The following is an 11,213-nucleotide window of genomic DNA, read 5'->3' as shown; positions in this document are numbered from 1 at the left end:
CTTGAAGATTTTGGGTATCCTTCGCCACGCAAAGTCCGATTGGGATGATATCGGCACGCGCGATTTTGATCGCGGGTTGAATGATCGCGGGCGCAAAGGTGCCAAGCTGATCGGGCGTCATATTGCCGAGTATGGGGCTGAACATGGCACCAATTGGGATGTGGTGCTCGCCAGCTCTGCAGAACGGGTGCAGCGGACGATGGAAGCCGCAATGCCTGATGCTGAACCGCATTGGGACAAGCGACTCTATCTCGCCAGCGTCGATACGATTTTCGATGTGGTGCATGAATTTGGCGGTGATGCGGAGACAGTGCTCGTCGCGGGCCATAATCCTGGGTTGCAAGAATTAGTCTACGCGCTGGTGGCGCCGGCCGCTGAGAATGCTTTGTTTGACTCCGCTGCGACCAAATTTCCAACGGCAACATTCGCTATATTCGAATTGGATATCGACGATTGGGCCGATTTGAAGAAGGATTGCGGTAAGCTGATCCACTTCAAACGCCCGCGCGATCTTGACCCGCAATTGGGGCCGGAAGGGCTTTAGTTCTGCAGAACGTGACGCGGTCCTGAACCGCCCTCACCCGCGCGGTCATCCTTGTTGTAAAGCTGGCACTTTTTCAGACTCAAGCAGCCGCAGCCGATACATCCGTCAAGCCGGTCTCGCGTGCGTTCGAGCAGTGCGATCTTGGCATCCAACTGTTTGCGGATCGAAGTGCTGATCTTCGCCCAATCACGCGCGGTCGGATTGCGGCCTTGCGGTAATTTAGCAAGCTCATCCTCGATCTCTGCCAGAGCAAGACCAAGGTTCTGCGCGATCAGAATAAAGCTGAGCCGGCGCAGATCGGATCGCAGAAAGCGGCGCTGGTTCCCGCTCGTCCTGAGCGACTGCACCAACCCCTTCTCTTCATAGAAGCGGATAGCAGAAACCGACAATCCGGTCCGGCGCGCGATTTCCCCGATCGACAGAAAGTCCTTTTTTGTCAGCGCTCTTCCCAAGATATCTTTCCTTCAAATTAGATCTTGACCTCACCTTAGCTTGAGGTTGCAGAATTACCAAGCATCGTGATTCGCACATGCGTCACACACGCAAAAATCGCTAACTTCAAAACAGGAAAACCCAATGCCCCAAGCCAAACTCGAACACGCCAATCTAACCGTCACTCATCCACAACGCAGCGCTGCATTTTTCCAAAAGCTGTGCGGCTGGCACATCCGCTGGGAAGGCCCATCAATGGGCAATGGCTACACCATCCATGTCGGTAGTGAGACCGACTACCTATCGCTCTACACCAACGAAAGTGTGAAGGGTGGTTTCACAAAAGGCCAGCCGCTCAATCATGTCGCGTTGCAAGTCGATGATCTGGCAGCAGCCCGCCAAATCGTCGTTGATGCCGGACTGGAGCCATTTAGCGATGGCACATACGATCCCGGACCAAGCACGTTCTACTTCTTCGACTGGGATGGCGTCGAGTTCGAGGTGGTCAGCTATGAATGAGATCATCCTGCGCCGCCCAATGTTTGGCGACCCACCAAAGCGCCAAGAACGCAAACGAGACCTTAAGGAACGACCGAAGAAAAGGAGCGAACGCCCGTTCACAACCACGTCGCACTCTGTATGACGGGGCACTATCAATGAAGGGGACTATCATGCCGAAGTTATCTCACCTGCTATGCGCCAGTGCACTGGCACTATCGGCTTCCCCTGCACTGGCGGAGACGGTGTTTATTTCGGCTGACCGACTGCTTGATGTCGAAACCGGCGAATACGTCAATGCCCCCCTCATCACCGTGGTTGATGGCAAGGTAACCGAAATCGCAACCAATAGCGCTGCACCTGCAGGGTCGCAGGTCATCGATCTAACCGGCCATACATTGCTACCAGGCCTAATTGATATGCATGTCCATCTCGATGGTCGGCCCGAATATGGCGGCTATAGCGGGCTGCAATTCTCTGATCGGTTCTGGACCGCTGTTGCAGTCGGCAACGCCAAGAAGATGCTCGATGGCGGTTTTACGACTATCCGCAACCTTGGCGCATCAGACTACAACGTAGTCGGGATCGATCAGGCAATCGAAGAAGGCTGGATCGAGGGGCCGCGCATTGTCGGCGCAGCACATGCTCTTGGTGCTACCGGTGGCCATTGCGACGAGACATTCCTGCCGCCCAGCTTCGAGGCGAAAAGCCCCGCTGTTGGTGACAGCCCGGATGAACTGCGCAAACGCGTCCGCGAGCAGCGCAAATATGGTGCTGAAGTGATCAAGGCCTGCGCGACCGGCGGCGTATTCTCGCGCAATACCGCGCCGGGCATCCAGCAGCTCACGCTCGAAGAACTCACCGCGATCGCTGATGAGGCCCATTTCTGGGGCCTAAAGGCGGCCGCTCATGCGCATGGCGCAAAAGGGATCAAAGCGGCGATCCGCGCGGGCTTCGATACGATCGAACATGCTAGCCACATTGATGATGAAGGTATCAAGCTCGCCAAGGAACGCGGGACATTCCTGAGTATGGATATCTTCAATACTGAATACACTTTGTCGCAGGGCGCTGCGAATGGCGTGCTTGAGGAAAACCTCAACAAGGAACGTGCGCTAAGTCAGGCGCAACGTGACAATTTCCGCAAAGCGCACGAAGCCGGGGTGAAAATGGTCTTCGCATCGGACGCGGCCGTGATGCCGCACGAGCTGGTCGGTGGACAGTTCCGCGTGATGGTGGAGTATGGAATGACACCCCTAGAAGCGATTCAGGCAGCAACAGTGAATGCTGCCGATGCTCTGGGACAGGAAGGACAAGTCGGCGTAATCAAGCCCGGTTCGTGGGCCGATATCATTGCCGTCGATGGTGATCCGCTAGCGGACATCGGTGAGCTCGCCGATGTCGATGCAGTGATCAAAGCCGGCAAGCTGGTCGACTAATTTTGCGAGCTAAGCACCCGCATTGCCAACCACGAAGCATGCTGCTGCCATTAATGCTCCGGCCCAGCGGTTGGACCTGAACCTTTCGAGCGGGTTTTCAGGGTCCTTTGCGTCCAGCGTCGTGACTTGCCACAGCAAATGGCCAGCGACCGGGATCAGCGTGAGCAAAGCGATCCAATCCGCCCGAAGCAGCCAAAAGGCCAATGCCCACAACGCAACTGCACCGAGGTAGAATGCTGTGACGCCACTTTTCACACTCTGGCCCAGTCGTAGCGCGCTGGAACGAATGCCGACCAGAGCATCATCCTCACGATCTTGCAGAGCATAAATCGTATCGAAACCGATCACCCACAGCACCGCGCCAGCATAGAGAGCAGCTAGCGCATCAAGATTGTCCGAGCGGATTGTCACCCAGCCAACCAAAACGCCCCACGTAAACACCAGCCCGAGCCATGCCTGTGGCCACCATGTAATCCGTTTCATAAAAGGATAGGCCGCCACCATTGCGAGACTACCGAGAGCGACCAATTGCGCTTCCCACCGGATTTGCAGCAAGACTACAAAACCGATCAAACTAAGCATCAACAACCAGAACCAGGCAGTTTTCTTCGAGACGCGCCCACTCGCAACCGGCCTTACAGCCGTGCGTGCGACTTTCCTGTCCAGATCTGCATCAACGATGTCGTTGTAAACACAACCAGCGCCCCGCATCGCGATACTGCCGAGCAAGAACCATGCGAGCAGTGCCCATTGGAAGCCCTGCCCCGCCAGCCATAATCCCCAAGCGCAGGGCCAGAACAACAGCCACCAACCGATAGGTCGATCGAACCGCGCCAGCTGCGCCAGATCGCGTGGCAATTGCGGCAAGCGCCCTACGAGACTGCGGTGCTCGCTATCAGGGACAATTTGGTCGCTCATTCAGGCGCTACACGCCAGCCGTGCCAACACAGCAGCAGCATGATGGTGTTCCCCACGAAATCGATCAGCCCAATTTCAGTAAGTACAGGCTCGACGAAATAGTAGTGATAGTTGAACCAGAAAAACGGCAGCAGAATGATCCCGTAGCTTAGGAATGTGATCTTCCGAAAGCGCGCGGTCATCGCGACTATCCCGAAGATACATGCCTGCGCGCCGAAACATGCCATCGCGAAGGTCGCGAGAAAATCGTCGCTTCGATATTCAGGCCGGATCGCCAATTCGATCACTGAAGCTGGAGCAAACAATGCCCAACCACCAAGGGTCAGGAAAACTGCGGCAATTAGCCGCTGGGTTGTGAGTGCAGTCATATGAAAGGGCGACAATCGGGTGACAAAGGCGACACCCTGTCGCCCAAATGAAATTCAAATTTACATCTGCTTTTCATAAGCTTACACTAAAACTGTATCTGCGACACCAAGGTACCATCCCGGGGGCTTACGACAATTTTGACCAATTCGTCGGGCGGAACCTGCTGTTATTGTGCTGCCACACTATCGACAAGTAGGAAAGAATTCTTCTTATCGGATGACGCAGCACCGCCAAACTTGTAACACACGCATATGCCCGCCACACCCGCTTGGCCGCCCCGGAGCGCATCGCGACTATTTGTCGAACAGCGGCTGGAAGCAGGCTCACATATAAAGCTCGATGGCAATCACGCGCATTACCTGTCGAAAGTTATGCGAGTTGGTGTCGGAGACGCGGTAATACTCTGCGACGATCAAACCGGGGAGTGGGCCACTCGGGTTGAACAAAGCAGCAAGCGATCTGTTTCGGTCACCGTGGTAGATCGACTGCGAGATCGGGAGGAAGTACCTGACCTCTGGCTGTGCCCTGCTCTCCTGAAGAAAGATCGTTTTGATCTGGTCCTTGAAAAAGCCACCGAATTAGGTGTGCGGCGGATTGCACCGATCATTACACGCCGATGCGTTGCGAATAAACTGAATAGGGACCGCGCTCAGGCAATTGTAACAGAGGCAGCAGAACAATGTGCGCGCACCGCCCTGCCCGAACTTGCCAGTGTCGAGAAATTCTCCGCGATTATGACGCAGTGGCCGGATGATCGGACGCTGTTCTTTGCCGATGAAATGGGCGGGCAAGCGGCAGCCTCTGCGTTCGAAGAAACCACGGGGCCAGCGGCACTAATCACGGGTCCCGAAGGCGGGTTTGACGACGAGGAAAGAAAAATTCTCCTTGCACATCCAAATGTGAAACCAATCAGCCTCGGCCCGCGAATATTACGAGGTGAGACAGCAACAATCGCAGCGATATCCCTGTGGATGGGTGTAGCTGGTGATTGGGCCGGAGATTGGGCCGGAGATCAGTCAAGTGGGGGTTCAAATGGTTCATAATTTCTCTGGTAACGCAGCCTTCGGTTGCCTAATGCAACTGACATGAGCACGCGCGACACCTCCGGGGCAGCAGACCCGATTATCGAAAGCCGCGACCAGCTGGTTGCGCCGATGCAAGCTGGCGAGAAGCCTAAGAGCGATTGGCGCATCGGCACCGAGCATGAGAAATTCGTTTATAAACGCTCTGATTTTCATGCTCCATCGCATGCTGAGGAAGGCGGAATTCGCGATATCCTCCTTGCATTGCGCGATTTCGGATGGGAACCGATCGAAGAGAATGGCGAGGTTATCGCCATGGGTGGCCCTGACGGAACCGTCAGCCTAGAGCCTGCCGGCCAGTTGGAACTCTCAGGCGCGCCATTGGAAAATCTGCACGAGACCTGTGCCGAAACCGGGCGCCACCTGGAGCAAGTGAAAGCTATCGGAGAGAAATGCGGCGTCGGCTTTATCGGCCTCGGTATGTGGCCCGACAAAACGCGTGAAGAGCTACCGATCATGCCCAAGGGTCGCTACGGTATTATGCTGCGACATATGCCCACGGTCGGCGATCTCGGCCTCGATATGATGCTGCGGACCTGCACCATTCAGGTCAATCTCGACTATTCGTCAGAGCAGGACATGGCGAAGAAGTTTCGCACCAGTCTGGCGCTACAACCACTAGCGACGGCATTGTTCGCAAACTCGCCTTTCACTGAGAACAAGCCCAACGGTTTCCTGTCCTATCGCAGCCATATCTGGTCGGACACTGATCCGCATCGCACAGGCATGCTACCCTTCGTGTTCGACGATGATTTCGGTTACGAACGCTATGTCGACTATATGCTCGACGTACCGATGTATTTCGTCTTCCGCGACGGCAAATATATCGACGCGGCAGGCCATAATTTCCGTGACTTCATGAAAGGCGAATTGGCGGTACTGCCGGGCGAGAAGCCGCGCGAAGGCGATTGGTGGGACCACCTCTCGACTGCATTCCCTGAAGTCCGCCTTAAGAGCTTCCTTGAGATGCGCGGCGCTGACGGCGGTCCATGGAGCAGGATTTGCGCTCTGCCCGCATTTTGGGTCGGTCTGCTTTACGATCAAACCGCGCTCGATGCGTCATGGGATCTGGTCAAAGACTGGACGATGGAAGAACGCGAGGCGCTACGCAATGCGGTTCCCAAACTCGGCCTGGACGCACCCATCCCCGGCGGCGGCAGGCTGCAAGACCTTGGCGTGGAAGTGCTGAGAATCGCCCGCGCAGGCCTGTCCGCTCGTGCGCGCCTGAACACCAGCGGTGACAACGAAACCGGCTTCCTCGAAACTCTGGAAGAGATCGTCGCAAGCGGCAAAGTTCCAGCACAGCGCCTGCTCGACAAGTACAATGGTGAGTGGGACGGCGACATCAAACGCGTTTACAAATACAGCTTCTAACCCCCGCAGGAGAGACCGCATGATTACTGTCATTGGGAAAATCAGATTGCCCGTCGATCAAGTCGAGCAGGCGCGCGAGGCGCTGGTCAAAGCGGTCGCCGCAACCCGCGCTGAAGAAGGCTGCATCGAATACAATTTCGCAGAAGACGTGACCGAGCCCGGCGTGCTACGGATTAGCGAGGTTTGGGACAGCAAAGAGCGACTGGCCCCGCATTTCAAATCCGCACATATGGTTGAATTCATGACTGTCGCGGCGACATTGGATGTGACCGAACGCGAAGTGACTATGTATGAAGTGAGTGGCAGCACGCCGCTCTGAAACTGCAAGACGCGGTTTCCGTAGCGTCGCTCATGTCGCACTTTGTAACGATATGTCTCAGAGGCGTATCGACATGAAAATGTTCACTTAGCATTCACCGCAAAAAACCAATTTCCGCTCTCTTCTTAAGTCAGTGGATGGGACTGAATTTGCGAAAACTAACAGCACAATCGGGTGGATCGCTTGCCTTGGCGATTGCCCTTGCAACGCTTGTCGCAAGCTGCGGCGGCGACTCGTCAACCACCAATAATGGTACCGGCGTCACGGTCACGCCGACTCCAACGCCAACGCCGACACCAACCGACTCGGTCGCGGCGGCCAATGCGGTGGTTCAGCAGTTTCTCCAGATCGATCTCGCCAGTTTGCAAAACTACGCCAACCCCACGCTGCCCGTCTATTACGACAACACCGTCCAGCAGATCGACAACACGCCCGCCAATGACCCAGTGAATGATGCGATTGCCACGTTGGGCCGTGTGCTGTTTTACGATACCGCGCTGAGCGTGAACGATACAACGTCCTGCGCAACCTGCCATCAGCAGGCTGTCGGCTTCGATGATGATGAGCGATTCAGCGAAGGCTTCAACGGCGGCCAGTTTACCGATGCCCATGCGATGCGGCTCGGCAATATCCGGTACTATGAACCGGGTGATATGTTCTGGGATCGCCGTGCAGACTCGGTCGAGGACCAAGCCACACAGCCGATCCTCAATGTGGTTGAGATGGGGTGGGATAATAATGGTGGCCTGCCTGCACTGATCACCAAGATGGACGCATTGGAGTATTATCCAGTCCTGTTCGAATTCGCATTCGGCGACAGCACAATCACAATGCCAAGGCTAGAGCGTGCGCTGGCCCAATTCCAACGTTCGATGATCAGTTCCGACAGCCGATGGGATCGTGCCTATGCGCAAGTGTTCGGGGCGGGAGCGCCCAACCGCGCATTGGATGAGGCTCTGCCCGGTTTCTCGGCCTCGGAGCAGCGAGGGCGTCAGCTCTTCATGAACAATCCGGGCAATGGCGGTGGTGCGGGCTGTGCACGGTGCCATGTTCCGCCAACCTATGCACTGACCGCGAATAGCAGAAGCAATGGCTTGGATGCTGGCGAGACGACGATTTTCAAATCGCCTTCACTCAAGAATGTCGGGAAATCCGGCTTTTTCATGCATGATGGCCGTTTCACCACCCTACTCCAAGTCGTCGAGCACTATGACAGCGGTGTCGCCGCGGGTCCGGCATTGGACAACCGCCTCACCCAAGGCGGCAATGCGCCGCGCAGGCTCAATTTGTCAGCTGCTGACCGACAGGCGCTGGTCGACTTTATGCTAACGCTCGATGATGAAACTTTGGAAACAGACGCTCGGTTTACCGATCCATTTATCCGGTAACGCTTACTCGGCTGGCTCAGCCTGCATTACCGGCCCCCGCGGGCGAAGCTTCTTCTTGAGCATCGCTAGCGGCCGGGTCAGCAAGCCATTCTCTTCCATCCATGCGTGATATTCGCGGTACTTCGGATCTTCTTGCAGCAAGTGCTTTTCTTCAGTCTTGGCGCGCCAGTAATAGATTGCGCTGACACAACCAAGGAAGAAGGTGTTACGGATCACGTCGACCATCGAATAGCTAGTGACGAGAAACGGCATTGTCGCACACCACCAGAAGATGTTCTTCGACAGATAAGCGGGATGGCGGGTATAACGATACGGCCCGTTGGTCAGCACACCGCGATAAGTCAGATTGGAGAATCGCAAGCCGAAAGCAATCGTCGCCCAAGCGTAAATTCCGGTTAGAAAGATCAGCCAGAACGCCCACGCGTATAACGCTACACCATTGCCGGCGAACCAATGCGTCCATCCTGCGGTATTCACCTCATAAGCGATCATTCCGTCTGCGCCCATGAAGGCGAATACGAGTGGTGGGTAACAGATGAGTGCAGCGAGCCAGCCCGATAAGAACGGATTGCCGCTGCGAATTTGTGCATCCAACGGCCGCAAAGTGACCAAATAGCCAACCGTTCCGATCTGTACATCGATCACGAACAGCAGCTCGATCATTAATATGCCGAAGCGAACGGGATCATTGACGATGTCGGTGAGATTAGTGTTGACGATAGCTGCAAAGCCGCCCGGCAGAATGGAGATCATGAAAGCACCAAAGAAACCTTTGATGATCCACGCGCGCCAGTGCTTCTTCACCTCTTCAGGGTCATAGGCCTCACGGCCCAGAAGCATTGCACCGAAATGCCAGGCGTGGTCGCGTTGATTGACCATCACACGGTCAACCCAGAACACATAGGGGATCGATAGGACGAACATCGGGAGCGCCGCAGCGCCGATCACTTCCATCGCGAACAGATATTGGCCGGACCAGTACCAGCGCGCGACGCAGTAGAGAAAACCGATGATGATCCAAGTGGTCCAAAGACCCGTCAGCTTGGTGAGCGAGGCTTTGCGAATTTCACTAAGCTTGCGCGGATTGTCCCAATCAATGCCTGTCGAAGCCCGGCGGTGCACTTTGTCGACAAACACCGACCATAGGATCATCGGCACGCTGGTGAACAGCAATGCTGCGAGCGCTGCATATGGTCCGGACATCGGTTCGCGCGGTCCCGAGAGGTTGAATGCCTCTGCGAACGCACCGTAATTCCGGCAGAACATGATCCACGCGAACAGGCCGAACAGACCAACAAAACCGACCGCCGCAGAGACGTCACTCTTAGGCAGGGTTGTCGCACTTGCAGCAGGTGCAGAGGCTTCGTTCGTGCTCATGCCCAAGCGCATAGCGCGAAAGGGTTAAAAGCTGGGTAACGCTTGAAAGCCGCGTACCGCTCTGGTGCAGTTTCTCAGCGGGAGGTTAACCCGCTGAAATACAGCACTTTATCGGAATGCGTGAATCCGTCCGTTGTCGTCGAGGATATACAACGTTTGGTTGGCAACGATTGGTGGAAGCGAAACGGGTGTTTTCAGGTCGCGATAGAGGCTGGCTGATCCCTCACCCACACTCATTTTGTAAACCTCACCCTCAGTACTCGCTGCCCAAAGATTACCGCCTGCTAGAACCGGTCCGGTCCAGAAAATCGGACCCTCTTTATCTTCCGGATCATCATATTGTGCCAGTTGCGATATCCACCGGATCTTGCCCGAAGCACGCGCAATCGCGAGCATCCGCGCATCATCGGTCAGGGCGAAAATCCACTCGCCCGCGATTGCCGGTGTCGAGATACCCGCAACGCGGATTTCCCAGATGCGCTGGCCAGTTACCAGCTCGTAAGCTGCCATCCGGCCGCCCTGACCCAGCGCGTATACGCGGCCATTGTCGATGATCGGGTCAGCGTCGATATCCGTCAGCGCGCCAACCTCGGTCGAGATGGAGGTGCGTGCCAGTGCGTCGGACCACAGAATGCGGCCATTCTCATAGCGATGCGCAACAAGCTCGCCCGAACTGTAACCGGCAATGATCGAACCTTGACCGGCGGCAGGCGCAGCTACGCCAAATACGCCGGCTTGGGTGCTTGATCCCGATTCCTGCCAAAGAATGGCTCCATCAGCCGTGTTGAGCGCCAGGATTTGGTTGTCCTGTGTCATCACAAATGCTGCGTTAAATGCAATAGTTGGAGCACCGCGTAGCGGGCCACCCGGCTTCACTTTCCACTGCTCGGCACCAGTTTCGGCGTTCAGCGCCGCAACCTCACCCACACCATTGGTGGCGTAAACCACGCCCGATGCGTAGGTTGCGCCGCCGCCAAACGCTGATTTCTCGAGGCCACCGCCTACGTCCATTCTATGCGACCAGCGCTTGGCGCCGCTTTGCGCATCATAGGCATGCACTACGCCGCTCGTATCAACCGCAATCAGCATTCCGCCGCCGACAACGGGGGCGGCTGCCAAACGGCGACGATTGGTCGAACCAGCAATTTGTGCCGACCATGCCAGAGTTGGATTGTCCGAAAGTGCCAGATGGCCGTTCGACTTCGCGGCATTCCCGCCAGCTTGCGCCCATTCGGCATTCGCCGCTGCCGGCGGAAGTACGACAGAGATGCTTGACAGTGACGGATCGACGGTTGCGCCGCTTTCAATGCGCGATAGCACCGGAATACGCTCACCAATGGTTGGCGTATCCTTCTTGTCGCCACCACCAAACAGACCGCCGCTACATGCAGCCACGCTACCGAGCAAAATCACGCTCGCTGCTGCGCGGCCAAGGTGCGAAAATTTCTTACCAATCATAGGTCAATTCCTGAT

General features: G+C 56.0%; 12 protein-coding genes. 7 read left to right on the top strand and 5 right to left on the bottom strand.

All coding sequences use genetic code 11. The features are described from left to right. Window position 1 precedes the first annotated feature (1 nt). The gene (locus tag J9777_RS02845; protein ID WP_209347278.1) at window positions 2–544 is read left to right on the top strand and encodes a histidine phosphatase family protein; all 543 of its coding nucleotides are present in this window, start codon (window positions 2–4) and stop codon (window positions 542–544) included. On the opposite strand, the gene soxR is transcribed toward J9777_RS02845, so the two are convergent. Continuing rightward, window positions 541–999 (bottom strand): redox-sensitive transcriptional activator SoxR, encoded by a 459-nt coding sequence (soxR, locus tag J9777_RS02840; protein ID WP_348631979.1) that lies wholly within the window; start codon window positions 997–999, stop codon window positions 541–543. The genes J9777_RS02845 and soxR overlap by 4 nt on opposite strands. Window positions 1,000–1,120: 121 nt before the next feature. Between soxR and J9777_RS02835 the strand changes: the two genes are divergently transcribed. Together J9777_RS02835 and J9777_RS02830 are read left to right on the top strand one after the other, a co-directional pair. Next, the gene (locus J9777_RS02835) at window positions 1,121–1,495 is read left to right on the top strand and encodes a VOC family protein (RefSeq protein WP_209347277.1); all 375 of its coding nucleotides are present in this window, start codon (window positions 1,121–1,123) and stop codon (window positions 1,493–1,495) included. A gap of 152 nt (window positions 1,496–1,647) precedes the next feature. Next, window positions 1,648–2,913 (top strand): amidohydrolase family protein, encoded by a 1,266-nt coding sequence (locus J9777_RS02830; protein WP_209347276.1) that lies wholly within the window; start codon window positions 1,648–1,650, stop codon window positions 2,911–2,913. A 9-nt stretch (window positions 2,914–2,922) separates the two neighbouring features. Here J9777_RS02830 and ubiA read toward each other — a convergent pair whose 3' ends face one another. Then, entirely contained in the window at window positions 2,923–3,831 is a 909-nt protein-coding gene (gene ubiA, locus J9777_RS02825) for a 4-hydroxybenzoate octaprenyltransferase (protein WP_209347275.1), read from the bottom strand. Further along, on the bottom strand, window positions 3,828–4,199 hold the full coding sequence (locus tag J9777_RS02820) for a hypothetical protein (protein ID WP_209347274.1): 372 nt from the start codon (window positions 4,197–4,199) through the stop codon (window positions 3,828–3,830). Before J9777_RS02820 ends, ubiA begins: the two co-directional genes overlap by 4 nt. Window positions 4,200–4,451: 252 nt before the next feature. Between J9777_RS02820 and J9777_RS02815 the strand changes: the two genes are divergently transcribed. The 4 genes from J9777_RS02815 (at window position 4,452) to J9777_RS02800 (ending at window position 8,363) form a co-directional block, all read left to right on the top strand. Next, complete coding sequence (locus J9777_RS02815) at window positions 4,452–5,243, top strand: 16S rRNA (uracil(1498)-N(3))-methyltransferase (RefSeq protein WP_209347273.1); 792 nt, start codon at window positions 4,452–4,454, stop codon at window positions 5,241–5,243. A gap of 42 nt (window positions 5,244–5,285) precedes the next feature. Then, on the top strand, window positions 5,286–6,656 hold the full coding sequence (locus J9777_RS02810; RefSeq protein ID WP_209347272.1) for a glutamate--cysteine ligase: 1,371 nt from the start codon (window positions 5,286–5,288) through the stop codon (window positions 6,654–6,656). A gap of 19 nt (window positions 6,657–6,675) precedes the next feature. Further along, window positions 6,676–6,975 carry a putative quinol monooxygenase gene (locus tag J9777_RS02805; RefSeq protein WP_209347271.1) on the top strand — a complete coding sequence of 100 codons (300 nt, stop codon included), beginning with the start codon at window positions 6,676–6,678 and terminating at the stop codon, window positions 6,973–6,975. A gap of 149 nt (window positions 6,976–7,124) precedes the next feature. After that, complete coding sequence (locus J9777_RS02800) at window positions 7,125–8,363, top strand: cytochrome c peroxidase (RefSeq protein ID WP_209347270.1); 1,239 nt, start codon at window positions 7,125–7,127, stop codon at window positions 8,361–8,363. Between the two features lie 3 nt (window positions 8,364–8,366). Here the strand turns inward: J9777_RS02800 and J9777_RS02795 are convergent, their stop codons facing one another. After that, complete coding sequence (locus J9777_RS02795; protein ID WP_209347269.1) at window positions 8,367–9,740, bottom strand: isoprenylcysteine carboxylmethyltransferase family protein; 1,374 nt, start codon at window positions 9,738–9,740, stop codon at window positions 8,367–8,369. 108 nt (window positions 9,741–9,848) lie between these two features. Beyond that, window positions 9,849–11,198, bottom strand: a complete 1,350-nt coding sequence (locus J9777_RS02790; protein ID WP_209347268.1) for a PQQ-binding-like beta-propeller repeat protein — start codon at window positions 11,196–11,198, stop codon at window positions 9,849–9,851. Window positions 11,199–11,213 lie beyond the last annotated feature (15 nt).

Origin of the sequence: Pontixanthobacter sp. CEM42 (genome assembly GCF_017812015.1) — a bacterium.
Classification (GTDB): domain Bacteria; phylum Pseudomonadota; class Alphaproteobacteria; order Sphingomonadales; family Sphingomonadaceae; genus Pontixanthobacter.
This window is presented reverse-complemented; position numbering and strand designations above follow the sequence as displayed.